Below are 23,370 nucleotides of genomic sequence, written 5' to 3'. Positions count from 1 at the left end.
GGTCGTGGCGAGCCGGGGGTGATCGCGCATGGATTCCGAGGAATTCCGCGTGCTCGTGGTCTGCACCGGCAACATCAACCGCTCCGCGCTCGCGGCCGCTCTGCTCCGCACCTGGGCCGATTGGTACCTGTCGCCGGAGGTCGCGGCCCACGTCGTCGTCACGAGCGCCGGCCTCGCGGCGCCCGCGGGCCGGCCCATGCGCAGCCGCACGCGGGAGATCGCCGAGCGCCTCGGTGCCGACGGCCAGTCGCATCGCGCGGCTCAGATCGACGAGCGCGCGCTCCGGCGCGCCGACCTGGTCCTCGTGGCGGATGTCGCCCACCGCGACGGCGTCCTCGCCATCGTGCCGTCCAGGCTGCGGTCGACATTCACGATCCGCGAGGCGGGAGGGATCGCCGCACGATTCGGGCCGTCACGGGCGCCGACATCCATCGACGAACTCCGCGCCAGGATCGCCGCCTTCAGCCGACGCCGCGAACTCGGTGCGGCCGACGACGGCGACATCACCGACCCGCAGGGGCGCGACGATGAGGCGTACCGCGACATGGCCCGTGAGGAGGTCCCGCCGCTGACGGCCATCGCCGCCTCGCTGTTCGGGATGCCGAAGGCCGAGGTCGACGCGGTGCTCGAGACGATCGCCGACCCGGAGGCCTTCCCGTTCGAGGCCCTCGAGCGCAGCGAGGCACCCGGTGGCTCGGCCTTCCGGGCGGCGTCGAGCGATCGCCGGCGCCGCTGGTTCGGCAGGCGCGACACGTGAGCGAGCCGAAGGGGCGGGTTCGCGTGCTCCACCTCGACCACACCGGCGCATCGGGCGGTGCCGAACTCGCGCTCATCCGGATGCTCGAGGCCCGGCCCGACTGGACGGCCGTGCTGCAGACGCCCCCGCTCGGCTCCGGCCCGAACGTGTGGGACGCGATGCCGCCGCGCGTGCCACGGCGGGCCGTCGGCATCCCGCAGCCCGCCGGTGCGAGCTCCGGCGGACCGCTCGCCGCGGTCGGGTTCGGGGCGCGGCTCGCGGTGCAGGCGATCGCCGTCCGCGGGTCTGCGGCGTTCCGCTCCGCCGATCTCGTCGACGCCAACACCGCGCGCGCTGCGGCATACGGCGCGCTCGCCGCGCGGTTCTCCCGCGCGCCGTTCGTCGTCCATCTGCGCGACCTCGTCGAGCCCGACGCACTCGGTGGCGCCGGGCATGCCCTCATGACCCGAGTTGTCCTGCCGCGCGCCGACGGCGTCATCGCGAACTCGCGCGCGACGCTCGCCTCAGCCCGGCCGTTCCTGCGGTCCGACGCCGTCGCCGAGGTCGTGCCCAGCGCATCTGGGCTCACGGTCGGCGCCGCGCTGCGCGTCAGCGCCGACGCGCCGCTGCGCACCGTCGGCATGCTCGCCCGCATCGATCCGTGGAAGGGCCAGGGCGAACTCCTGGAAGCGTTCGCCCGCGCGTTCGCGGGCCGCGACATCCGCCTGCAATTCGCCGGCGGCGCCCCGTTCGGACATGAGGGGTACCTCGAGGAGCTGCGCCGTCGGGCCGATGAGCTCGACGTCGGCGCGCAGGTCGACGTCCTCGGACACGTGGACGACGTGGCGCGACTGCTCGATACCTGGGACGTCGCCGTGCAGTACTCGACGCGGCCCGAACCGCTCGGCCAGAACGTGCTGCAATACCTCGCCGCCGGGCGTGTGGTGGTCGCAGCCGGTGAGGGCGGCCCGACCGAGTGGGTCGCCGACCTCGAGAACGGGCTGCTCGTGCCACCACGCGATGTCGACGCGCTCGCCGCCGCGTTCACGCGGCTCGACGAGGACCCCGCGTTGCGTGCCCGACTCTCAGGTGCGGCCGCCTCGACGCCTGGTCTGCTCGACGACCTCGCGGTGGCGCGGGCCCATCTCGAGGTGTACCTGCGGGTGCTCGCGGCGGTCGGTAGGTAGAACATTCCGGCGGATGCCTCTAGAGCGACGCCGACGCCGTTGCCTACGATGAGCGAGTGCCCGAGTCGCCCTACCTCTCCGTGATCATCCCCGCACGGAACGCGGCGACGACCATCGGCACCCAGCTCGAGGCCCTGGCGGGACAGCAGTGGCAGGGCCGATGGGAGGTGATCGTCGCCGACAACGGCTCTCGCGACGACACCGTCGCCCGGGCCGAGGCATGGCGGGACCGGCTCCCCGAACTGCGCGTGGTCGACGCCTCGTCGGTTCGCGGCGGAAGCCATGCCCGGAACGTCGCGGCCGAGAACGCGTCGGGCGACTACCTGCTGTTCCTGGATGCCGACGACGTCGCCGAGCCGGGTTGGCTCGCGGCCATGGCGGCCGCGGCCGCGGAGCACTCGTTCATCGCCGGAGTGTCCACCGCGTCACACGAGTCCGCGTCCGATCCGCGGGCGGGGATGGGACGGACGACCCGGTGGTCGGCGATCCTGCCGTCGAAGGGCTTCCTCGACGCGGCCGCCACCAACAACCTCGGCGTCAGCGCGAAGGTGTTCGACGAGGTCGGCGGGTTCCGCGAGTCGATGCTTGCGAGCATGGACACGGCGTTCTGCTGGGACGTGCAACTGCGCGGTCACCCGCTCGTCCGCGTCGACGGGGCGCACGTCAGCTATCTGATGCGGACATCGCTCCGCGAACTCTGGCGTCAGCAGTACCGGTGGGGCATCGGCTCGGTCCAGCTCTACGTGCTCTTCCGCGAGCACGGCATCCCGCGCTCGTCCTCCGCCGGCGCGATCGTCCGCGTGCTCGGCCTGGTCGCGATGGCTCCGTTCTCGATCTGGTCGGTCGACGGAAGACGCGACTGGGTCGGTCGAGCGGCGCGGCGCGCGGGGAGGATCGCCGGCTCGATCCGGTTCCGCGTGTTCGAGCCGTGACTTGACCGGGCGGGTCGGCGCGGCGACGCTCAGGTCGTGCTCGGGACGGCCCTGCTGGGGACGTCCCGCGCGAGCCCGTCGAGTCCGGCGAGTCCGCCCGTCACGAACGCGGTGACCGCATCGAGCGTCGCATCCGCGCCGAGCACGCGGTTGTGGCCCGCGCCGTCCGTGAGCACGAGGCGCGAGCGGTCGCCGTGCGCGTCGTGCAGCCGGGTGCCCTCGCTCGCGGGGACCTCGCGGTCGCCGCGGTCGTGCACGACGAGCAGCGGCATCCGCTCGGGCAGCGGGTTCGCGGCGCCGTCGAACCGGGGCCACGGGTCGGCGAGGTCGGGCAGGATGCGGCGCGCGAAGCGCGCGGCGAGCGCGTCCGCCGTGGCGGGGCGTGCGCCGATCCGCCCGGCGAACGCGTCGACGAGGAAGCGCGCCCGCGAGGGTCCGGCGATCGCCACGACGCCGCCCGCGGAGACGCCGTCGCCGATCGCCGCTCGGGCCGCCATGGCGCCGAACGAGTGCCCGATGATCGTGTGGAAGCGGCCCTCGCGGGCCTGCAGGGCGTGGATCGCGGCGAGCCAGTCGCGGATGTCGGTCCGCCGACCCGGAGACTCGCCGTTGGCGGGCGCCTCGAACGCGAGCAGGCGGAAGCCCTCGGCGCGCAGCTCCCGCACGATGGGCGCGAACTGCGACGCGCGGCCGCGCCATCCGTGGACCAGCAGGATCGTGTCGGGCCCGGTGCCCCATTCGTAGGTCGCGAGGTCGCGCCCGCGCACGCGGATGGTGGAGCGCGTCGCGGCGGCGTGCACCGCGCGGTCGGATGGGCGGACGGGCAGGCGCCCGCCGACGCGCATGAAGAGCGGCAGGGCGGCCGCGGCGGACGCCTCGGGGGAGATGAGTTCGGCCGCGCGGATGGCGGCGACGCGGCTGAGGAGTGCGGCGGCGGTCGCGGTCTCGGCGATGGTGGACACGGGGCTCTCCGATCAATGAATACGAACGGTCGTGTGTTGAGTATACGAACGTTCGTGCGTAAAATCGAGAGGGTGAGCGCAGAAACCTCCAGCGGAGTCATGGACGGCCGGCGCGTCAGGGGCGACGCGTCGCGACGACAGGTGCTCGCCGCCGCCGTCGACCTCGCGTCGGTCGAGGGCCTCGACCAGCTCTCGATCGGCCGCATCGCCGACGCGGCATCCGTCAGCAAGAGCGGCGTCGCCACGCTGTTCGGCAGCAAGGAACGGCTGCAGCTCGCGACCGTCGAGGCCGCCCGGCAGCGGTTCGTCGAGTCGGTCATCACGCCCGCCCGCGAGCTGCCGCGCGGGCTCGGTCGCGTCATCGCCCTCCTCGACGGGTGGATCACGTACTCGCGCGACCGCGTGTTCCCGGGCGGATGCTTCTTCGCCGAGGCGGCGGCCGACTTCGACGCCAAGCCGGGCGACGTGCACGACGCGATCGATCGCTCGCTCCTCGAGTGGAACGGGTACCTCTCGGTCTCGCTCGGCTACGCCCGCGACGGCGGCGAACTCCTCGCCCTCGACGACCCCGAGCAGCTCGCCTTCGAGTTCACCGCCCTGCTCGACCTCGCCAACCGCGACTCGGTCATGCACGGCACGAACGCCTCGTACGCGCGCGCCCGGCGCGGCATCGCCGCACGCCTGCGCGCCGCCGGCGCCGATCCCGCCGCGATCGACGTGTTCGCCGCCGTCTCCGACGACTGACGCTCCGCGCGGTCGCCGCGGGTCCGGAGGACCGGCACCCGCGACGACCCTCGCGACGAGAGGGCCGGCGTCAGCCGGCGACGAGCGCGCCGTCGCGCGAGAGGTCGACCTGCTCGTCGCGCGGCACGACCTTCACGCGCTCGCGCGCGACCGGACCCTCGAACGCCTCGCCGAGCGAGCGCTCGTGCGCGTCGAGCGCGAGCCATCCGGCCCAGGTAGTGAAGCGGATGCCGCGCGCCTCGAGCAATTCGAGCACCTCGTCGCCCTCGGCCGCATCGACCGTCGGTGCGGCCCCGGGCGCGGCGAGCACGCCTGCGTGCGCGTCGGCCACCAGGTTCGTGATCGTCTCGAGGGCGTCGCCCTTGGTGTGCCCGATGAGCCCGACGGGGCCGCGCTTGATCCAGCCGGTGGCGTAGACGCCGGCGACGGGGGCGCCGGAGGCATCCGTCACCCGCCCGCCGTCGTTGGGGATCACGCGCGCCGACTCGTCGAACGGCACGCCCGCGATCGGCGAGCTCGCGTAGCCGACCGCCCGGTACACGGCCTGCACGGGCACGTCGACGAACTCGCCCGTGCCGACGACCGAGCCGTCGCCGACCGGACGGGTGCGCTCGAAGCGCACGCCCTCGACGGCGTCGGCGCCGAGCACCTCGACGGGCGAGTGGAAGAAGTGCAGGTGCAGGCGGCGCGACGCGGTCGGCTCCCAGTCGGAGGGCGTGCGCCATCCGTTCAGTGTGCGCGTCATCACCTTGACCTGGTTGTTCGTCGCGAGCAGGTGCGCGGCGTGCTCGTCGCCCTCGGCCCGCGCGAAGTCGTCGTCGTACACGACGATGTCGACGTCGGGCACCTCGCCGAGCTCGCGCAGCTCGATCGGCGTGAACTTCACCTGCGACGGCCCGCGTCGGCCGAACACGTGCACGTCGGTCACGGGCGAGGCCAGCAGCCCCGCGTGCACGTTCGCCGGGATGTCGGTCGAGAGCAGGTCGGCCGGGTGCTTCGCGAGCACCCGCGCCACGTCGAGCGCCACGTTGCCGTTGCCGATCACCGCGATCGACTCGGCCTCGAGCGGCCAGTCGCGCGGCACGTCGGGGTGCCCGTCGTACCAGGCCACGAGGTCGGCCGCGCCGTACGAGCCGGGCAGGTCGATGCCGGGGATCTCGAGCGGAGCGTCCTTCAGGGCGCCCGTCGCGAAGATCACGGCGTCGTAGCGCTTGCGCAGCTCGTCGACCGTGACGTCGCGGCCCACCTCGACGTTGCCGATGAGGCGGATCGTGCCCTCGTCGAGCATCTCGTGCAGCGAGTTCACGATGCCCTTGATGCGCGGGTGGTCGGGCGCGACGCCGTAGCGGATCAGGCCGTACGGCGCGGGCAGCGACTCGAACAGGTCGATCGCGACCTCGCCGCCGGCCTCGTCGACCTGGCGGCGGAGGATGTTGCCCGCGTAGATGCCGGCGGGGCCGGCGCCGACGATCGCGACACGGAGGGAGAGGGTCATGGGGGCATGGCCTTTCGGAGGAGTGCAGGGGTAGGTCTGGACGGGACGGGGTGGACGGCGGGTCAGTCGATGGCCGGCGGCGCCGTGAGGGCGGATGCCGCGAGCTCGGCGGGCGCGTACGGGCTGAGCCGCACGACGTCGCCGACCACCACGACCGCGGGCGACCGCACGCCCCGCACCGCCGCCTGGTGGGCGATCGTGTCGAGCGTGCCGATCGTCACTCGTTGGCGAGGGCCGTACCCATCCTCCACGATCGCGACGGGGCACTCGCCCCCGCGCTCGCCGCGGGCGAGCGTGATCGCGGAGTTCGCGAGCGTTCCGACGCCCATGAGCAGCACGACCGTGTGGTCGCGTCCGCCACCCAGCGCGCGGATCTGGTCGTGGCCCGTGACGACCGTGAACGTCGTCGCGAGCCCGCGGTGGGTGAGGGGGATGCCGGCGATCGCGGGCACCGAGACGGCGCTCGTGATGCCCGGCACGACCTCGACGTCGACGCCGCGCTCGCGGCAGTACGCGAGCTCCTCGCCCCCGCGGCCGAACACGTACGGGTCGCCGCCCTTGAGGCGGACGACCCGCCTGCCGCCCTGCGCGAGCGTGACGAGCAGCTCGTTGATCGCGTCCTGCGGCACCGCGTGGTGGCCCGGCAGCTTGCCGACGTCGACGACCTCGGCCGAGAGCTGGACGCCCTCGGCGGCGAGCCCGTCGAGCACGGCGCGCGCGCCGAGGCGGTCGGCGACGATCACGTCGGCCGCCTCGAGGGCGCGGAGGCCGCGCAGGGTGATGAGCCCGGGGTCGCCGGGACCCGCGCCGACGAGCGCGACGTGGCCGCGGTCGGCGCCGCCCGCGTGGGCGTCGCGCCCCGCGGCATCCGTCGGGGGGTTCTCGAACGTGTTCTCGGTCATGGGGTTCCTCCCGTGAGTCCGCGGCGGCGCAGCATCCCGCGCTCGACCGGGGCGAAGACGAGCAGCTCGATCACGACGCCGATGGCGAGGATCACGAGGATGGTGCCGAGCACGCTCGCCAGGTCGGCGAGGTCGCGGCCCTGCTGGAGCAGCGAGCCGACGCCGAAGCCGATCGACCCGCCGAACGCGATGATCTCGGCGGCCATGAGCGAGCGCCACGAGAACGCCCAGCCCTGCTTGAGTCCGGCGAGGTAGCCGGGCAGGGCGGCCGGCAGCACGACGGATGCCGCGAGCTCGAGCCGCGACGCGCCGAGCACCGTTCCGACCCGCCGGAGCTGCGGCGGAACCTGGGCGACGCCGGCGACGAGCCCGTTCACGATCGACGGGATCGCGCCCATCAGCACGACGAAGTACACCGTGGCGTCCGACAGCCCGAACCAGAGGATCGCGGCGGGCACCCAGGCCACCGACGGCAGCACCTGCAGGCCCGAGATCAGCGGGCCGAGGGCACGGCGGAGCGGCGCCCACTCGGCGAGCAGCAGCCCGAGCGGCGTGCCGACGGCGACCGCGATGAGGAAGCCGAGGACGCCGCGCTCGAGGCTCGTCGTCACGGCGAGCTGCAGGCGGCCGTCCTCCCACGCCTGGCCGAGCGCTGCGGCGACGTCGAGCGGTCCGGGCGCGAGGTCGGGCCGGGGCTGCGCGATGACCGTGTAGGCCTGCCACGCGGCGACGAGCACGACGAGGAGCAGCACGGGCGGCAGCACGCCGTCGATCGCGCGACGCCACCACGGCGTGCGCCGTTCGGCGCTCGTCTGGAGTCGGTCGAGCCCGGCCTCGAGCGTGCGCAGGTCGTCATCGCCGCCCGAACGCGATCGGGTTGCCACATGTGGCGGGTTCGCGCGGCTGGTTCCCGGCGCAAGTGGCAACTCGCGGTCCGGGGCGGTGGCGGCGGTGGCGGAAGGCAGCAGGTCATGCGGCATTGCGACGGATCTCCCTTCGCAGGTGCTCGGTGATCTCGACCGAGAGCTCGGACACGGTGGGCGACTCGATGCGGCGGGGACCGTCGTCGGCGATGCGCCACTCGTTCACGATCCGGCCCGGACGGCTCGACATGAGCAGCACCCGCTGCCCGAGCCGCGCGGCCTCGCGCACGTTGTGCGTGACGAAGACGATCGTGCGGCCGGTCTCGCGCCAGACGCGCTCGAGCTCCTCGTGCAGCAGGTCGCGCGTGATCGCGTCGAGCGCGGCGAACGGCTCGTCCATCAGCAGCACCGAGCGGTCCTGCGCGAGCGCGCGCGCGAGCGCGACCCGCTGCCGCATGCCGCCCGAGAGCTCGTGCGGCCGCTTCTCCGCGGCGTCCGCGAGGTGCACGAGGTCGAGCAGCTCGAGCGCTCGGGCGCGGCGCGCGGCGCGCGGGAGGCCGGCGTCGCCGAAGCGCAGCGCGAGCTCGACGTTGCGGCGGGCGCTCAGCCACGGCAGCAGCGACGCCTCCTGGAACATCACCGCGGCGCGGCCGTCGACCTCGATCGTGCCGGTGCTCGGCCGCTCGAGCCCGGCGATCAGTCCGAGGAGCGTCGACTTGCCGCATCCGGACGCACCGAGGAGGCACGCGAACTCGCCGGGCGCGACCGCGAGGTCGATGCCGTCGAGCACCACGGGGCCGTCGGCGGCGTACCGCTTGCCGACGCCGGTCAGGCGGATGGCCGGCGCCGCGCTCATCGCGACCCGCCTTCGAGCCCCGCGCCCGCGATCGGGTCGTGCCCGGCCGCGGCGCGCAGGGCGTCGAGCGGGCCGAGGTCGAGGATCCCCGCGAGCTCGCCGCCGTTCGCCGTCCCCGCCGCGACGGCCCGTCGCTGGAGGACCGGCAGCGTCGCGGCGAACGGGTCGACGGTCGGGTCGACGTGCGCGAGCGCGCGGTCGAGCACGGCGTCGGGCAGCGGCGCGCCCGCGTCGGCGCGAAGGCGCGCGTTCACGAGCTCGGGCACCTCGTCGGGGTGCGTTCCGATCCAGTCGACGGATGCCGCGTGGCCGGCCACCAACGCGGCGACCGCGTCGGGGTGGTCCTCGAGGTACTCGGTGCGCACGACGAGCAGCGTCGTCGGGTACTCGCCGTCCGGCCAGAGCTCGGCCTCGTCGACGAGCACGCTCGCGCCCGCCTCGAGGACGAGCCGCGACGCCCACGGCTCGGGCAGCCACGCGCCGTCGAGGGCGCCGGCGGCGAAGAGCTGCAGCGTGCGCGCGTTGTCGGTCGGCACGATGTCGACGTCGCCCGCACCCGTCGGCGAGGTCTCGAGGCCGTGGTCGGCGAGCCAGGTGCGCAGGGCGACGTCCTGCGTGTTGCCGAGCTGCGGCGTGGCGAGGGTCGCGCCGCGCAGGTCGTCGGCGCCGTCGATCCCGTCGCGCACGACGAGCGCGGCACCGCCGCCGACCGCGCCCGCGACGATCCGGAGCGAGGCGCCGCCCGACTGCACGAAGCTGTTGATCGCCGGGCTCGGTCCGAGGTACGCGGCGTCGATCGCCCCGGCGCTCAGCGCCTCGACGGCGGCCGGTCCGGCGGCGAACGCCTGCGGCGCGAGTTCGGTCGAGACCTCGCCCAGCTCCTCGGCGATGAGGCCGGCCTCGAGGCCGACCAGGGCGGGCAGGTGCGTGACGTTCGCGAAGTAGCCGAGCCGGAGGGTCGCGGCATCCGTCGCCCCGGTCGCGCCGGGCCCCTCTGCGGCGGCCCGTCCGACGGAGCCGACCACCACGGGCACGATGACGATCGCCGCGGCGACCGCGACGCCGGCGACGAGTTCGCCGAGCTGTGCACCGAGCCCGCGGCGGGTCACGCCGTCGACTCCACGACGATGCCGGCGGCGAGCGTCGCGCCGTCCTGCGGGTGGATGACGAGGAACGCGCCCGCGCGGCGGTGCGCGGCGTACGGCAGGGCCGCGAGGTCGGTGGCGAGCTTCAGCCGGACGAGTCCGATGTCGTTGGTCGCGAGCGACGCGGCGGGCGTCGTCTCGAGCGTGTCGAGGTCGAGGCGGCCGCGGATGTCGGCGACGATCGCCTGCACGGTCGTGGTGCCGTGCTTCACGAGGACCCGCGCACCGGTCGTGAGCGGCCGGCCGTCGAGCTGGAACACGTCGGCGTCGAGCTCGCGCCGCGGCGCGGGCAGCGACCCGGCGGCGGCGATGACCGCGCCGCGTGCGGCGTCGACCGGGTCGGCGAGCTCGAGCGCGACCGAGAGCGGGGCGGATGCCTCGGCGAGCGCCTCGGACCCGCGGCGGATGCCCGTGACGGTCGTGCGCACGCCGGCGGGGAACACCTCGACCGGGTCGCCGACCCGCACCGTGCCCGATTCGATGCGCCCGGCGAACGCGCGGTGGTCGCGGAACGCGTCGGCCGCGGCATCCGTCAGCTCGGGCGAGAGGCCGCCCTGCGGACGGATCACGAGCTGGACGGGCAGGCGGAGCGCCTCGAGGTCGGTCTCGAGCTCGTCGATCGTCGAGAGCTCCTCGAGCAGTTCGAGCAGGCTCGGCCCGTCGTACCAGGGCGTGTTCGCCGACCGCTCGACGACGTTGTCGCCCGCGAGGGCCGACACCGGGATGACGTGCGCATCGGACAGGCCGAGGTCGCGCGCGAGGTCGGCGACGTCGGCGGCGACCGAATCGAACGCGGCCTGGTCGTAGCCGACCAGGTCGATCTTGTTGACGGCGACGACGACGTGCGGCACGCGGAGCAGCTGCACGACCGCGAGGTGGCGGCGGGTCTGCTCGAGCACGCCGTTGCGCACGTCGACGAGGACGACGACGGCGTCGGCGGTGGCGGAGCCGGTGACCATGTTGCGGGTGTACTGCACGTGGCCGGGGCAGTCGGCCAGGATGAACGACCGGCGGCCGGTCGTGAAGTAGCGGTAGGCGACGTCGATCGTGATGCCCTGCTCGCGCTCGGCGCGCAGGCCGTCGGTGAGGAGCGCGAAGTCGATCGCACCCGGCTCGCCGCCGAAGCCCCGCTCGGCGGACGTGCGCGTGACCGACTCGAGCTGGTCGGCGAGGATCGCCTTCGAGTCGTGCAGCAGGCGACCGACGAGCGTCGACTTGCCGTCGTCGACCGACCCGGCGGTCGCGAACCGGAACAGCGACCCGGTCGCCGGAGCGGCCGCGCCGCCGGTCGTCGCGGTGCCGGTCGTCGTGGGCGTCGTCGTGCTCATCAGAAGTACCCGTCCTTCTTCCGGTCCTCCATGGCCGCCTCGGAGAGGCGGTCGTCGGCGCGGGTCGCGCCGCGCTCGGTGAGCGTGGATGCCGCGACCTCGCGCACGATGTCCGACACCGTCGCGGCGTCCGAGACGACCGCGCCCGTGCAGCTCAGGTCGCCCACGGTGCGGTAGCGGACGGTGCGCCGCTCGACCGTTTCGCCCGCGCGGGGAGCGGAGACGTCGCTCACCGCGAGCCACATGCCGTCGCGCGCATAGACGTCGCGCTCGTGGGCGAAGTAGAGCGGCGGGAGGGCGATGCCCTCGCGCTCGATGTAGCGCCACACGTCGAGCTCGGTCCAGTTCGAGATCGGGAACGCGCGCACGTGCTGCCCGACCGTGTGCCGGCCGTTGTAGAGCGTCCAGAGCTCGGGCCGCTGGTTGCGCGGGTCCCACTGCCCGAACTCGTCCCGCAGCGAGATGATGCGCTCCTTGGCGCGGGCCTTGTCCTCATCGCGTCGCGCGCCGCCGAACACCGCGTCGTGCCGTCCGGCGGCGATGGCGTCGAGCAGCGGCTGGGTCTGCAGGGGATTGCGCGTGCCGTCGGCGCGCTCCTGCAGGCGGCCGTCGTCGAGGTAGTCCTGCACCGACGCGACCTCGAGGCGGATGCCGAGGCGCGCGACCGTCTCGTCGCGGAACCGCAGCACCTCGGGGAAGTTGTGGCCGGTGTCGACGTGCAGCACGGGGAACGGCACCTTCGCGGGCCAGAACGCCTTGGTCGCCAGGTGGAGCACCACGACGGAGTCCTTGCCCCCGGAGAACAGCAGCACGGGCCGCTCGAACTCGGCGACGACCTCGCGGATCACGTGGATGGCCTCGGCCTCCAGCGCGTCGAGCGCGTCGAGGGACGAGGTGCGTGCGGCGGATGCCGCGGCATCCGTCGTGGTCAGGTTCTCGCTCACAGGTGCAACCCGCATTCCGTCTTGGCGAGGCCGGCCCAGCGGCCGGACCTCGGGTCCTCGCCCGCGGCGACGGGCTTCGTGCACGGCTCGCAGCCGATGGAGGGGTAGCCGTGCGACATGAGGAGGTTCACGGGCACCCGGTGCTCGCCCGCGTAGTCGAGGAGGTCGTCGAAGCTCCATGCCGCGACGGGATTGACCTTCACGAGGCCATTCCGTTCGTCGTACGTCACGAGCGGCGTGCGGGTTCGCGTCGGCGCCTCGTCGCGGCGCACGCCCGTGAACCAGACCTCGTAGCCGCCGAGCGCGCGCTGCAGCGGCTCGACCTTGCGGCGCGCGCAGCACAGGGCGGGGTCGCGCGCGAACAGCTCCGCGCCGAACTCCGCGTCCTGCTCGGCGACGGTCTGCTCGGGCAGCACGTCGACCACGCGCACGTCGATCTGCCGGGCGACCTCGTCACGGGTGACGCGCGTCTCGGCGAAGTGGTAGCCGGTGTCGAGGAACAGGACGTCGACGCCCGGCAGCTGCTGCGCCACCAGGTGCGGCAGTGCGGCGTCGGCCATCGAGCAGGCGACCGCCGCGGCATCCGTCTCGAAGTTCGCGGCGACCCAGGCGACGACCTCGGCGGCGGATGCCTCGTGGTCGGTCAGGCTGCCGAGCTGGGCGTTGCCGGCGGCGGCGAGCGCGTGCAGCTCGTCGGCCGGACGGCGACCCGTGCTCGGGGCGGGCTCGAGCCCGAGGTTCCGCGCGCTCATCGCAGCGCCTCCTCGTCGGCGCGGTGCGCCCACTGCGCGAAGGTCTCGTCGGCGTCCGTGTCGCGCTCGTCGAGGAAGCGGGTGACCACGCGGGCGACGTAGTCGGCGATGCCGTCGGCCGTGACCTTCAGGCCGCGCACGGTGCGGCCGAGGCCCGCCTCGTCGCGGTCCTGCGAGGCGAGTCCGCCGCCGAGGTGCACCTGGTACCCGGGCACCTGCTCGCCGTCGATCGTGACGAGCTGGCCCTTGAGCCCGATGTCGGCGGTCTGGATGCGAGCGCACGAGTTGGGGCATCCGTTGACGTGCAGGCTGATGGGGTGCGGCAGGTCGAACGCGTCGAGGCGCTCCTCGAGCTCGAGCACGGCGGCCGTGGCGAACGCCTTGGTCTCGACGATCGCGAGCTTGCAGAACTCGATGCCGGTGCACGCGATGGTGCCGCGGCGGATGAGGCTCGGCCGAGCCTGCAGGCCGAGCTCGTCGAGGCCCGAGACGAGCGATTCGACGCGCTCCTCGGGGATGTCGAGGATGACGACCTTCTGGTGCGGCGTGGTGCGCAGCCTCGTCGACCCGTGCGACTCGACGAGGTCGGCCAGCGCGGTGAGCGTCGGGCCGGAGACGCGCCCGACGATGGGCGTCGCGCCGATGTAGAACCGGCCGTCCTTCTGGCGGTGCACGCCGACGTGGTCGCCGGTGGTCAGCGGGGTCGGCGCCGCCGGACCGTCGGGCAGCGGGTGCCCGAGGTACTCGGACTCGAGCACCTCGCGGAACCGCTCGACGCCCCAGTCGGCGAGCAGGAACTTCAGGCGCGCCTTGTTGCGCAGCCGGCGGTAGCCGTAGTCGCGGAAGATCTGCGCGACGCCGTGCCAGGCCTCGGCCACTCGGTCGGGCGCCACGAACACGCCGAGCCGCTCCGCGAGCCGAGGCGCCGTCGACAGCCCGCCGCCGACCCAGAGGTCGTACCCGACGCCGAGCTCGGGGTGCTCGACCGCGACGAACGCGACGTCGTTGATCTCGTGCACGACGTCCTGGCTCGGGTGGCCGGTGATCGCCGACTTGAACTTGCGCGGCAGGTTCGCGAGCGACTCGTCGCCGATGAACCGGCTCGTGATCTCGTCGATCTGCGGGGTCGGGTCGATGAGCTCGTCGGCGGCGATGCCGGCGACGGGCGAGCCGAGGACGACGCGCGGCACGTCGCCGCACGCCTCGGTCGTGCCGAGGCCGACCGCCTCGAGGCGGCGCCAGATCTCGGGCACGTCCTCGACGCGGATCCAGTGGAGCTGGATGTTCTGCCGGTCGGTGAGGTCGGCGGTGTCGCGACCGAACTCGGTCGAGATGCCGCCGATGACCCGGAGCTGCTCGGTGGTCAGCTGCCCGCCGTCGATGCGGACGCGGAGCATGAAGTACTCGTCCTCGAGCTCGTGCGGTTCGAGCGTGGCGGTGCGGCCGCCGTCGATGCCGGGCTTGCGCTGCGTGTACAGGCCCCACCACCGGAACCGGCCGTGGAGGTCGGTCGGGTCGATCGAGGCGAAGCCGCCGTCGGCGTAGATCCGCTCGATGCGCTCGCGCACCGCGAGGCCGCCGTCCTCCTGCTTCCACTCCTCGTTGGCGTTGAGCGGCGCCGTCCCGTCGACCTTCCACTGCCCGTTCGGGCGGGTCGACGGGCGCGGCGGGCGGACGCCGCGCGCCGGGCGGTCGGCGCTCGCGGGGCGCTCGGCACGCTCGGCGCGCGGTGCGCGCGTCGCGGCATCCGTCGTCTCGATCGTCACGGTTCCCCTCCTCGTCCGCACCCCGTTCGGGGCACGTGTCGACGAAGGTACGGGGGTCGGGCGGATGCCGGAACCCGGCTCCGTCACGCACGGTCACCCCGTGTCACGAGGCGTCGCACGGCGAAATATGACGTGCGGCGGGCGAGCCCGCGGGTCAGCCGGCGAGGGCCGCGACGGATGCCGCGAAGCGGTCGAGCACGACGTCAACGAGCTCGGGCGGCGCGTCGTCCGGACGCAGCAGCGGCTCGGCGAGCACGTCGGGCACGGCGCTCGCCGCGAGGTCCTGGAAGTACCCGGGCGCGAGCAGGTAGCTGGCGGCGGCGACCCGCGAACCGGTCCCGCGCGCGGCCCGGGCTGCGGTGATCGCGTCGGGCAGCCGCGGTTCTGCGGCCGAGAGGAACCCGATCGAGACGTCGGCGACGGATGCCCCGGCCAGCGCGTCGCGCACGCGCGCGCAGGCCTCGACGGCGCGCGCGTCGCTCGATCCCGCGACGACGAGCACGACCGGGTCGTCGGCGGCGGCGCCGGCCTCGGCGAGCCGGCGTCGCAGCACCGCGACCAGCCGGTCGTCGGGGCCGAGGGCGTCGGCGACCACGACCTCGCGACCGCCGTCGCGGGCCTCGGCCGCCGCCTCGGCGAGGTCCACGTGCACGTGGTAGCCCGCCGACAGCAGCAGGGGGACGATCACGGCGGGCTCGCCCTCCGGGAGCGTGTCGAGCGCGGCCGGCACGTCGGGCTGCTCGACGTCGACGTGGCAGAGGCGGGTCTCGGGCGTGGTATCCGGCCACCGCTCGGCGACCGCCGCGATGACGGCGTCGTACAGGCCGCGCACCGCGGCGCGCCCCTCGGGCGAGGAGGTGCCGTGCGACACGGCGACGAGCGCGGGCGGGCGTCGAGGCGTCATCCGCCCATGCTGGCACCCTCGCGCGCGAGGCGCGCGCCTGTCACGCCGGATGACGCGCCGACCGAGCGACGGCCGCCGCTCAGAAGCTCGTGACGAGCTCGCCGAGGACCTCGTCGACCTCGGTCGGGTCGGTCGCGTCGTAGTAGTGCGCACCGGTCGCGCCGGAGATCGCCCGGAGCGTGTCGACGTCGGCGTCGGCGCCGTAGGCGAGCGTGAAGACGAGCACCGGGGTCGAGTGGTGCAGCTCCTCGAGCGTGTCGAGCATCTGCTGCGACGACGTGCTCGGCGCCTCGGTCTCGTTGCGCCCGTCGCTGAGCAGCACGATCGCGTTGATGCGATCGCGGTCGTAGTCCTCGGCCTGCTGCTTCGCGAACGTGTCGACCGCCTCGTACAGCGGCGTCCACTCGATCGGCTTCAGGCCGCCCAACGCCGACTCGAACCGGTCGCGCGTGTCGGCGATGTCGGCGACGGCGCTGACCTCGCCGGGGGCGAGCGCCTGCGCGTCGACCTCGGAGAACGCCGCGAGCCCGACGTTGTCGCCGGCGGAGAAGTGGTCGAGGGACAGCTCGACCGCCTGCTTCGCGGCTTCGAGCTTCGACTCGCCGGTCTCGATGGGGTCGCCCATCGACCCGGAGACATCGAGCAGGAAGAGGACGTTGGCCCGCTTGCGGACCTCGGGGAACGCCTCGTGCATGGCCACGACCACCTGCTGCTCGGGGAAGGGGAGGCCGGCATCGGTCGACTCGGCGAGTGCGCCGACCTGCTCGACCTCGGAGTCGAGCTCTCCGTTGAGGTCGCGATAGCCGGCCTCGCGCACGATGGCCTGACCCTCCTTCGTGCCTGTGAAGCGCAGGAAGTCCTCGGCCGCGGCGGCCTCGCCCTCGTCGACCCAGGAGCCGGTGAGCACGACGGCGGGGTTGTCGGCGACGTAGTAGCCGTCGCTCGGGTAGATCGGCACGAGCTGCTCGGCGGGCGGGTCGGTCTCGATGCGCGTGACTCCGTCGCGGCTGGTGATGCCCCGGTTGTAGTCCCAGACCGACTTCTCGTCGACGATCACGGCCGAGAGGAAGTCGGCGGCCGACCCCCCGGCGTCGGCGGATTGCCTGGCGTGCCAGAGGAAGTGCTCGGGCGTGGCCATGTAGTGGCTCGTCGCGAGCTCGTGCTGCTTCACCTCGTCGGAGATCTCGTCGTCGGTGATCTCGGCGGCCGTGAGGTCGGCGAGCGACCCCGCCGCCGCCCCGTAGGAGGCGAGCATGGCGGCTTCGCCCGAGCTCGCGATGACCGGGCTGGTCTTGCCGAGCTTGAACTCGCCCCACTCCGGGTGGTCGAGGTCGGTCCAGACCGCGGCGTCGTCGGCGGTCTCGAAGACGTCGGTCCAGGTGGGCGGCTCCTCGTCCCAGCCGATCGCCGCCGCGAGCGGTTCGGGCATGGCGAGCACGATGTCGGACGAGCCGATGCTCGTCCCCTCGGCCGGGACGTTCGCGCTCCCGCCCCCTTCGCGCGCGACGCCGAGCCACGATCGGGCGTCGGGGATCCACACGACGGGCCGCTCGTCCTCGGGGGTCTCGGTGAATCCGACGGCGGCCTCCTCGGCCGCGATGCCCGACTTGTCCTTCGCGGCGACGACCGTGACGCATGAGCCGTCGACGTCGCGCGGCTCGGCGTTGTATCCCTCGGCGAGGCGTTCGACCATCTCGGCGTTCTCGAAGGACGACAGCACCGACACCGTCGTGCAGGGCTCGGCGCCGGGTTCCGCCGCGGGCTCGTCGTCGGGGAAGACGATGGGCTCCGGCTCGGCCGCCTCGCTCGGCGCGGCCGCCGGCCCACTGCCCTGGTTCGCGACGACCATCGCGGTGATGGCCCCGCCGATGACGAGGACGGCGATGACGGCTGCGGCGATGCCCATCCACATGCCGCGTCGCCGACGCCGACGGCGCTCCTCGCGCAGTCGGCTGCGGTCGCGTCGGTACGGGACGCTGCTCGGCGCGTCGGGCATCGTTCCTCCAGTCGGGACGGCTGGCTCGATCGTGAGCCTAGCTCAGCAGGCTGCGACCTCGCAGGGAACGTCCACGCACCCCCTGCGACGGCTCAGCCGGTCGCGTTGAGGAGGCCGATGAGGACGGCCGTCCACCACGCCGCCTGCGACACCAGGGCGCTCACGACGAACCACGTCCGCACGCCGCGCGGGAGCGCTCGGAAGCGTGCGGTCGGCGGCAGGCGCGCGAGGTCCGAGGTCCAGCGCGTCAACGCGACGCCGTTGAGGCTCAGCACCAGCACGGCGGCAAGCTTGACCTGGGTCGGCGTGGACGTGAGGTCGGGCTCGAGCAGCGCGCCGCTCGCGAGCAGTCCGCCGAGTCCGGCCCAGACCGGCAGGATCATCGTGCGGTCGGCCTGGCGCAGTTCGCGCACGGTGCTCCATCCGGTCGCCCAGAGGAGTGCGTGCCACTCGATCATGAGCACGGCGCCGAGCCCGACGACGAGCGACGCGAGGTGCACGAACAGGGCGACGCCGTGCAGCCAGTCCGGTGGGCTGAGGATGGCGCTGAGCCAGACGGTCAGCGCCCAGGCCGCGGACACCGCACCGTACGCGACGGCGCGTCCCCGCCGCCTGCGTGCCTGCTTCTGCTTGATCGTCGTCACGAGCCGAGCGCCGGCCTCTCGTCAGTCGCACGCGCTGGCGCGTGCGCACCCCGTTCCGCTGGCCATCACCCTATCGGGCGCGTGTTTCGGGCGCGCTCCATCGGGGTTGCGACCCGAGGCGGGGCGATCGGATGCCGCTACTCGGCGACGAGCGCGAGCGAGGTGTCGCCGCAGGGCACGACGTCCGCACCGCTCGCCAGGCGCGCGGCGCCGGTCGCGCGTCCCTCGGCCTCGGCTCCGCGCAGCGGTGCGAGCGCCTCGGGCAGTCCTTCGAGGCGCAGGAGGGCGCCGGTCGCGCGGTGCGGGTCGGTCGAGGCGACGATGCGACCGGATGCGTTCACGACCGTGAGGGTGCGGTCGGCGTCGCGCAGCACGGGCGCGAGGGCCTGCTCCAGCCGGGCCACGTACATGTCGGCGCCGACGAGCCCGACCATCTCGCCGTCGACGGTCACCGGGGTCGTCACGGTCACGGTGTAGTCGTCGGTGCAGAGGTAGTCGACGTAGGGCCCGGTCAGGTGCCTCGTGCCGGTGCGCTCGGGCACGCGCCACCATTCGAGCGTGGTGTAGTCGCGGAACGACTCGGCGTCGGGGTCGCTCACCGCGTCGAGGCGACGGATGCCGCGTGCCGGCACCCCGCGGAAGGGGTTGCCGTCGCTCAGCCACCAGGCGAGGTGCCAGGGCGCATCGGCCAGGTAGCCCGGCGCGGCGACGAAGCCGGCGCCCGTGATGAGCGTGCCGGGTCGGTCGAGTTCGGCGGCGACGGTTGCAGCGACGGCGGGGTCGAGGTCGGCGGCTCGGGGTTCGGGCTCGGACGCGAGCCGCGCCCGGAGTCCCTGCTGCCAGCCGTCGATGAGGGCGAACACCGGGTCGATCACGTCGGCGATGCGCCGGGCGATCGCGGCGGCGCCCGTGGCGAGTGCCTGCGTCATGACGCGCTCCCTTCCTCGTGCGCGATGGGCGGCCCCGCTTCGAGCCGCACCTTCTCGTCGATGAGCCATTCCACCGCCGAGCCGATGTGGGTCGTCGTCGATCGGCGGGCGGATGCGCCGTCCGCCGCTCGCATCGCGGCGATCACCTCGAGGCGGTGCTCCCTCGTGCGGTCACGGTACTCCTGTTCGCGCAGGCACATCCAGAGCAGGGCGCCCGTCTCGGCCTGCAGGCGCAGCTCCTCGTGGACGAGCCGGGGCGACTGGCTGATCGCGGCGACCTCGAGCTGGAACCGGCCGACCGCGCGGCGGGCGCCGCCGGGGGTGGCGAGGTCGGCTCGCGCGTCGATCTCCACGAGGCTCTGGAGGTCGTCGTCGCTCGCGCGATCGGCCGCGACCTCGGCCGCCATGCCGGCGATGGCGGCGTAGTGGAGCGAGAGGTCGCGCAGCTCGATGCGGCTGAGCGCACGGACGCGCTCCTCGGTCAGTCGGAGCGAGACGTCGTCGTCGTAGGTGACGAAGCTGCCGCCGTCCCGGCCCCGGCGCGTGCGCACGAGTCCCTTGTGCCGGAGTGCGACGAGCGCCTCGCGCGCGGTGACGGGGGCGACCCCGAGGAACTTGGCGAGGTCGGCCTCGCTGGGGAGGCGTTCGCCGTCGCGCAGCACGCCCGAGGCGATCGCGTCGGTCAGGCGCTGCTCGACCAGCTCGGCCCTTCCGGCGCCCTCGAGCGGCGAGAAGACGACGGCGCGGGCGGCGTCGGCGCGCGCGGTGGCGTGCGGCATCCGTCCTCCTCGATCGTGCGCCCGCGGATCCCCTCACCCCCCGGACTGGGGACGGTCGCGGGCGATTCCGTGATGCGACCGTAACACGAACCTCTGGACTATGACATATGGCTTCATATGATTAACCACACGCCATCGAAGGAGAGGCCCATGACCGACCCGCAGCCGGCCATCCGGCTCACCGGACTCACCAAGGAGTTCGGAGCCGTCACCGCCGTCGACCACGTCGATCTCGAGATCGCCGCGGGGGAGTTCTTCTCCATGCTGGGACCCTCGGGCTCCGGCAAGACCACCGTCCTCCGGCTCATCGCCGGCTTCGAGCAGCCCACGAGCGGCACGATCGAGCTCTTCGGCGACGACGTCACGAAGCGCGCGCCGTTCGACCGCGACGTGAACACGGTCTTCCAGGACTACGCGCTGTTCCCGCACATGAGCGTGCTCGAGAACGTCGCCTACGGCCTCCGCGTCCGCGGCATCGGGCGGAAGGAGCGCATCGAGCGCGCCCGGCGCGCCCTCGCATCGGTGCGCCTGGAGCAGATGGGCGACCGCAAGCCGTCGCAGCTCTCCGGCGGCCAGCGGCAGCGCGTCGCGCTCGCCCGAGCGACCGTCGTCCAGCCCAAGGTCCTGCTCCTCGACGAGCCGCTCGGCGCGCTCGACCTGAAGCTCCGCGAGCAGATGCAGGTCGAGCTGAAGGAGATCCAGCGCGAGCTCGGCATCACCTTCATCTTCGTCACGCACGACCAGGAGGAGGCGCTGACGCTCTCCGACCGCGTCGCCGTCTTCAACGACGGGCGCATCGAGCAGCTCGGCACGCCCGCCGAGCTCTACGAGCGACCCGGCTCGCGCTTCGTCGCCGACTTCGTCGGCACGTCGAACCTCTTCGACGACGCCGTCTCGCGCGCGCTCCTCGGTCGCGGCGGCGTGCACTCGGTCCGCCCCGAGAAGATGGCCGTCGGCTCGGGCGAGACCGGGGCAGACGTGCGCAACGCCCCCGGCACCGTCGTCGAGACGATCTACCTCGGCAGCGGCATCCGCCTCGTCGTCGACCTCGACGCCGGCGTTCGCGTGAGCGTGCTCGAGCAGAACGACCGCAATCGCGTCCACGACGACGAACGCGGCGACCGCGTGGTCGTCAGCTGGCACGACGACGACGTCGTCGCGCTCGGCGGGGCGGATGCCTCGTCCGCGCCGGCCGCATGAAGCCTGCACCACACCACAACACACAGAACCAGGAGAGAACCATGATGCGCACCCCGCGCACGGCGCGCCGCGGCGCGACCGTCGGCCTGGCGATCGGCTCGATCGCCCTGCTCACCCTGACCGCCTGCGGCACCACCTCGGGCGACTCCGCATCGACCGACGACGCGCTCACCGAGCTCGGCGAGGCCGAGGGCCAGGTCTCGATCCTCGCGTGGCCCGGCTACGTCGAGGACGGCTCGAACAGCCCGGACGTCGACTGGGTCACGCCCTTCGAGGAGGAGACCGGCTGCGAGGTCACGTCCAAGACCTACGGCACGTCCGACGAGGCCGTGAACCTCATGAAGACCGGCGAGTACGACGTCGTCGCCGCATCGGGCGACGCCACGCTCCGGCTCATCGCCGGCGGCGACGTGGCTCCCGTCAACACCGACCTCATCCCGAACTACGAGGGCGTCTTCGACTTCCTCAAGGAGAAGGAGTGGAACTCGGTCGACGGGCAGAGCTACGGCGTGCCGCACGGCTACGGCGCCAACCTGCTCATGTACAGCACGGAGGCCTTCGACGAGGCCCCGACCTCGTGGGACGTCGTGTTCGACAAGGCCAGCGAGAACGCCGGCAAGGTGACCGCCTACGACTCGCCGATCTACATCGCCGACGCCGCCGTCTACCTCATGACCCACCAGCCCGAGCTCGGCATCGAGAACCCCTACGCCCTCGACGAGGAGCAGTTCCAGGCCGCGGTCGACCTGCTCAAGGTGCAGCGCGAATCGGTCGGCGAGTACTGGTCCGACTACCTCAAGGAGATCCAGGCCTTCGAGACCGGCGACTCGGTCGTCGGCACGACCTGGCAGGTCATCCAGAACGTGCTCGCCGGCTCGGGTGCGCCGACCGAGGTCGTCCTCCCCGAAGAGGGCGCGACCGGCTGGTCGGACACCTGGATGGTCGCCTCCGACGCCGCCAACGTGAACTGCGCCTACATGTGGCTCGACTACATCGCCAGCCCCGAGGCGAACGCGACCGCGACGTCCTACTTCGGCGAGGCGCCCTCGAGCCAGGAGGCCTGCGAGTACCGCGACGACTGCGAGGCCTACCACGCCGGTGACGAGGAGTACGCCTCGCAGATCTGGTACTGGACGACGCCGATCGCCGAGTGCGTCGACGGCCGCACCGACGTCGAGTGCGTCGACTACGCGCAGTGGACCGCTGCGTGGCAGGAGATCAAGGGCTGACCTGGTCTCCACCGCGGGCCGGGGAGACTCCCTCCCTCCCCGGCCCGCACACCCCCGTCCCGGCACCACCCGACAGGAAGCAGCATGACGATGAACGCGACGGCACCGGCATCCGCTCGCGGCGAGGCATCCGGACCGCCCGAGCCCGCTCAGGCCGGCTCCGCCCCCGGTGGAGCGCCCCGGCGCGGCATCCCGCGGCCGAAGGCGACCCCGGCACGCCGTGCGTCGGTGTTCCTCAGCGCGCACCCCCGGGTGCGCCTCGGGTTCCTCCTCGCGGCACCGCTCTTCTGGCTCGGGCTCGTCTACGTCGTCGCGCTGGCCGCCCTGCTCGTCACGGCGTTCTGGTCGGTGAACAGCTTCACCGGCGAGATCACGACCGAGTGGACGCTCGACAACGTCATCACGGTGCTCACCGGCTCGCTGTACCAGACGGTGACCTTCCGGACGATCGGCGTCGCGCTCCTCGTCACGATCATCGACGTCGCACTGGCGCTGCCCATCGCGTTCTACATGGCGAAGGTCGCCTCGCCCCGCGCCCGCCGGATCCTCGTCATCGCCGTGCTCATGCCGCTCTGGGCGAGCTACCTCGTGAAGGCCTACGCCTGGCGTTCGGTGCTCTCGCAGGACGGCATCCTCGAGTGGGTGCTCGCGCCGTTCGGGCTGCACACGCCCGGCTACGGCCTGCCCGCCACGGTCATCACGCTGTCGTACCTGTGGCTGCCGTACGTGATCCTGCCGATCTTCGCGGGGCTCGAGCGCGTGCCCGACTCGCTGCTCGAGGCATCCGCCGACCTGGGCGGCAAGACCTGGCCGACCATCCGCCACGTGGTCTTCCCGATGGCGCTGCCCGCGATCATCGCCGGAACCATCTTCAGCTTCTCGCTCTCGCTCGGCGACTACATCACGGTGAACATCGTCGGCGGCGCGAACCAGATGCTCGGAAACCTCGTCTACACGAACGTGGGCGCGGCGAACAACCTGCCGCTCGCGTCGGCGATCGCCCTCATCCCGATCGCGATCATCTTCGGCTACCTCGCGCTCGTGCGTCGCACGGGTGCCCTCGACAACCTCTAAGGG

The 23,370-nt window shown here is 73.2% G+C and carries 22 protein-coding genes; 7 read left to right on the top strand and 15 right to left on the bottom strand.

The window, feature by feature from the left end:
* Window positions 1–28: 28 nt before the first annotated feature.
* The 3 genes from ACFVHK_RS01425 to ACFVHK_RS01415 are packed head-to-tail and all read left to right on the top strand — an operon-like array spanning window position 29 to window position 2,855.
* Entirely contained in the window at window positions 29–757 is a 729-nt protein-coding gene (locus tag ACFVHK_RS01425) for an arsenate reductase/protein-tyrosine-phosphatase family protein (protein ID WP_376927258.1), read from the top strand.
* Window positions 754–1,923, top strand: a complete 1,170-nt coding sequence (locus tag ACFVHK_RS01420) for a glycosyltransferase family 4 protein (protein ID WP_376927257.1) — start codon at window positions 754–756, stop codon at window positions 1,921–1,923. The genes ACFVHK_RS01425 and ACFVHK_RS01420 overlap by 4 nt, the downstream gene beginning before the upstream one ends.
* A gap of 56 nt (window positions 1,924–1,979) precedes the next feature.
* A complete protein-coding gene (locus ACFVHK_RS01415; protein WP_376927256.1) occupies window positions 1,980–2,855 on the top strand; it encodes a glycosyltransferase in 876 nt (291 codons plus the stop codon).
* 29 nt (window positions 2,856–2,884) lie between these two features.
* On the opposite strand, the gene ACFVHK_RS01410 is transcribed toward ACFVHK_RS01415, so the two are convergent.
* Complete coding sequence (locus tag ACFVHK_RS01410) at window positions 2,885–3,817, bottom strand: alpha/beta fold hydrolase (RefSeq protein ID WP_376927255.1); 933 nt, start codon at window positions 3,815–3,817, stop codon at window positions 2,885–2,887.
* A gap of 72 nt (window positions 3,818–3,889) precedes the next feature.
* Here ACFVHK_RS01410 and ACFVHK_RS01405 point away from each other — a divergent pair, with 72 nt between their 5' ends.
* Window positions 3,890–4,561: a TetR/AcrR family transcriptional regulator gene (locus ACFVHK_RS01405; RefSeq protein ID WP_376927254.1), complete on the top strand. Its 672-nt coding sequence runs from the start codon at window positions 3,890–3,892 to the stop codon at window positions 4,559–4,561.
* Between the two features lie 70 nt (window positions 4,562–4,631).
* Here the strand turns inward: ACFVHK_RS01405 and ACFVHK_RS01400 are convergent, their stop codons facing one another.
* From ACFVHK_RS01400 to ACFVHK_RS01335, 14 genes are all read right to left on the bottom strand, one after another.
* On the bottom strand, window positions 4,632–6,056 hold the full coding sequence (locus ACFVHK_RS01400; protein WP_376927253.1) for an FAD-dependent oxidoreductase: 1,425 nt from the start codon (window positions 6,054–6,056) through the stop codon (window positions 4,632–4,634).
* 62 nt (window positions 6,057–6,118) lie between these two features.
* Entirely contained in the window at window positions 6,119–6,958 is an 840-nt protein-coding gene (cobA, locus tag ACFVHK_RS01395) for a uroporphyrinogen-III C-methyltransferase (RefSeq protein WP_376927252.1), read from the bottom strand.
* Entirely contained in the window at window positions 6,955–7,938 is a 984-nt protein-coding gene (locus tag ACFVHK_RS01390) for an ABC transporter permease (protein ID WP_376927251.1), read from the bottom strand. Before ACFVHK_RS01390 ends, cobA begins: the two co-directional genes overlap by 4 nt.
* On the bottom strand, window positions 7,928–8,677 hold the full coding sequence (locus ACFVHK_RS01385) for an ABC transporter ATP-binding protein (RefSeq protein WP_376927250.1): 750 nt from the start codon (window positions 8,675–8,677) through the stop codon (window positions 7,928–7,930). The genes ACFVHK_RS01390 and ACFVHK_RS01385 overlap by 11 nt, the downstream gene beginning before the upstream one ends.
* Window positions 8,674–9,786 (bottom strand): ABC transporter substrate-binding protein, encoded by a 1,113-nt coding sequence (locus ACFVHK_RS01380; protein ID WP_376927249.1) that lies wholly within the window; start codon window positions 9,784–9,786, stop codon window positions 8,674–8,676. The genes ACFVHK_RS01385 and ACFVHK_RS01380 overlap by 4 nt, the downstream gene beginning before the upstream one ends.
* Window positions 9,783–11,150 carry a sulfate adenylyltransferase subunit 1 gene (locus tag ACFVHK_RS01375; RefSeq protein ID WP_376927248.1) on the bottom strand — a complete coding sequence of 456 codons (1,368 nt, stop codon included), beginning with the start codon at window positions 11,148–11,150 and terminating at the stop codon, window positions 9,783–9,785. The genes ACFVHK_RS01380 and ACFVHK_RS01375 overlap by 4 nt, the downstream gene beginning before the upstream one ends.
* Window positions 11,150–12,094: a sulfate adenylyltransferase subunit CysD gene (gene cysD, locus ACFVHK_RS01370; protein WP_376927247.1), complete on the bottom strand. Its 945-nt coding sequence runs from the start codon at window positions 12,092–12,094 to the stop codon at window positions 11,150–11,152. Before cysD ends, ACFVHK_RS01375 begins: the two co-directional genes overlap by 1 nt.
* Window positions 12,091–12,846, bottom strand: a complete 756-nt coding sequence (locus ACFVHK_RS01365; protein ID WP_376927246.1) for a phosphoadenylyl-sulfate reductase — start codon at window positions 12,844–12,846, stop codon at window positions 12,091–12,093. The genes cysD and ACFVHK_RS01365 overlap by 4 nt, the downstream gene beginning before the upstream one ends.
* Complete coding sequence (locus tag ACFVHK_RS01360) at window positions 12,843–14,606, bottom strand: nitrite/sulfite reductase (protein ID WP_376927647.1); 1,764 nt, start codon at window positions 14,604–14,606, stop codon at window positions 12,843–12,845. The genes ACFVHK_RS01365 and ACFVHK_RS01360 overlap by 4 nt, the downstream gene beginning before the upstream one ends.
* A 160-nt stretch (window positions 14,607–14,766) precedes the next feature.
* Window positions 14,767–15,516 carry a sirohydrochlorin chelatase gene (locus ACFVHK_RS01355; protein ID WP_376927245.1) on the bottom strand — a complete coding sequence of 250 codons (750 nt, stop codon included), beginning with the start codon at window positions 15,514–15,516 and terminating at the stop codon, window positions 14,767–14,769.
* A 79-nt stretch (window positions 15,517–15,595) separates the two neighbouring features.
* Window positions 15,596–17,512 (bottom strand): vWA domain-containing protein, encoded by a 1,917-nt coding sequence (locus tag ACFVHK_RS01350; protein ID WP_376927244.1) that lies wholly within the window; start codon window positions 17,510–17,512, stop codon window positions 15,596–15,598.
* Between the two features lie 92 nt (window positions 17,513–17,604).
* Window positions 17,605–18,156 (bottom strand): hypothetical protein, encoded by a 552-nt coding sequence (locus tag ACFVHK_RS01345; RefSeq protein ID WP_129235628.1) that lies wholly within the window; start codon window positions 18,154–18,156, stop codon window positions 17,605–17,607.
* 137 nt (window positions 18,157–18,293) lie between these two features.
* Window positions 18,294–19,085: a PDC sensor domain-containing protein gene (locus tag ACFVHK_RS01340; protein WP_376927243.1), complete on the bottom strand. Its 792-nt coding sequence runs from the start codon at window positions 19,083–19,085 to the stop codon at window positions 18,294–18,296.
* Complete coding sequence (locus ACFVHK_RS01335) at window positions 19,082–19,864, bottom strand: FadR/GntR family transcriptional regulator (protein WP_376927242.1); 783 nt, start codon at window positions 19,862–19,864, stop codon at window positions 19,082–19,084. Before ACFVHK_RS01335 ends, ACFVHK_RS01340 begins: the two co-directional genes overlap by 4 nt.
* Window positions 19,865–20,014: 150 nt before the next feature.
* On the opposite strand from ACFVHK_RS01335, the gene ACFVHK_RS01330 reads away from it, so the two are divergent.
* From ACFVHK_RS01330 to ACFVHK_RS01320, 3 genes are all read left to right on the top strand, one after another.
* Window positions 20,015–21,064, top strand: coding sequence for an ABC transporter ATP-binding protein (locus ACFVHK_RS01330; RefSeq protein WP_376927241.1), 1,050 nt, complete (start codon window positions 20,015–20,017; stop codon window positions 21,062–21,064).
* Between the two features lie 41 nt (window positions 21,065–21,105).
* Window positions 21,106–22,293 carry an ABC transporter substrate-binding protein gene (locus ACFVHK_RS01325; protein WP_129234570.1) on the top strand — a complete coding sequence of 396 codons (1,188 nt, stop codon included), beginning with the start codon at window positions 21,106–21,108 and terminating at the stop codon, window positions 22,291–22,293.
* Between the two features lie 84 nt (window positions 22,294–22,377).
* Window positions 22,378–23,367, top strand: a complete 990-nt coding sequence (locus tag ACFVHK_RS01320; protein ID WP_376927240.1) for an ABC transporter permease — start codon at window positions 22,378–22,380, stop codon at window positions 23,365–23,367.
* Window positions 23,368–23,370: the final 3 nt, after the last annotated feature.

Origin of the sequence: Agromyces binzhouensis (assembly GCF_042672355.1) — a bacterium.
Classification (GTDB): Bacteria; Actinomycetota; Actinomycetes; order Actinomycetales; family Microbacteriaceae; genus Agromyces; species Agromyces binzhouensis.
The sequence above is the reverse complement of the archived record's forward strand: the minus strand, read 5'-3'. Positions and strand labels throughout refer to the sequence as shown.

Bases quoted from the DNA above. Each gene is read 5' to 3' on its own strand.
- ACFVHK_RS01355 (WP_376927245.1), bottom strand. From the start codon at position 15,516: ATGACGCCTCGACGCCCGCCCGCGCTCGTCGCCGTGTCGCACGGCACC.
- ACFVHK_RS01375 (WP_376927248.1), bottom strand. From the start codon at position 11,150: ATGAGCACGACGACGCCCACGACGACCGGCACCGCGACGACCGGCGGC.
- ACFVHK_RS01325 (WP_129234570.1), top strand. From the start codon at position 21,106: ATGATGCGCACCCCGCGCACGGCGCGCCGCGGCGCGACCGTCGGCCTG.
- ACFVHK_RS01385 (WP_376927250.1), bottom strand. From the start codon at position 8,677: ATGAGCGCGGCGCCGGCCATCCGCCTGACCGGCGTCGGCAAGCGGTAC.
- ACFVHK_RS01425 (WP_376927258.1), top strand. From the start codon at position 29: ATGGATTCCGAGGAATTCCGCGTGCTCGTGGTCTGCACCGGCAACATC.
- ACFVHK_RS01320 (WP_376927240.1), top strand. From the start codon at position 22,378: ATGACGATGAACGCGACGGCACCGGCATCCGCTCGCGGCGAGGCATCC.
- cobA (WP_376927252.1), bottom strand. From the start codon at position 6,958: ATGACCGAGAACACGTTCGAGAACCCCCCGACGGATGCCGCGGGGCGC.
- ACFVHK_RS01340 (WP_376927243.1), bottom strand. From the start codon at position 19,085: ATGACGCAGGCACTCGCCACGGGCGCCGCCGCGATCGCCCGGCGCATC.
- ACFVHK_RS01365 (WP_376927246.1), bottom strand. From the start codon at position 12,846: ATGAGCGCGCGGAACCTCGGGCTCGAGCCCGCCCCGAGCACGGGTCGC.
- ACFVHK_RS01350 (WP_376927244.1), bottom strand. From the start codon at position 17,512: ATGCCCGACGCGCCGAGCAGCGTCCCGTACCGACGCGACCGCAGCCGA.
- ACFVHK_RS01400 (WP_376927253.1), bottom strand. From the start codon at position 6,056: ATGACCCTCTCCCTCCGTGTCGCGATCGTCGGCGCCGGCCCCGCCGGC.
- ACFVHK_RS01390 (WP_376927251.1), bottom strand. From the start codon at position 7,938: ATGCCGCATGACCTGCTGCCTTCCGCCACCGCCGCCACCGCCCCGGAC.
- ACFVHK_RS01330 (WP_376927241.1), top strand. From the start codon at position 20,015: ATGACCGACCCGCAGCCGGCCATCCGGCTCACCGGACTCACCAAGGAG.
- ACFVHK_RS01335 (WP_376927242.1), bottom strand. From the start codon at position 19,864: ATGCCGCACGCCACCGCGCGCGCCGACGCCGCCCGCGCCGTCGTCTTC.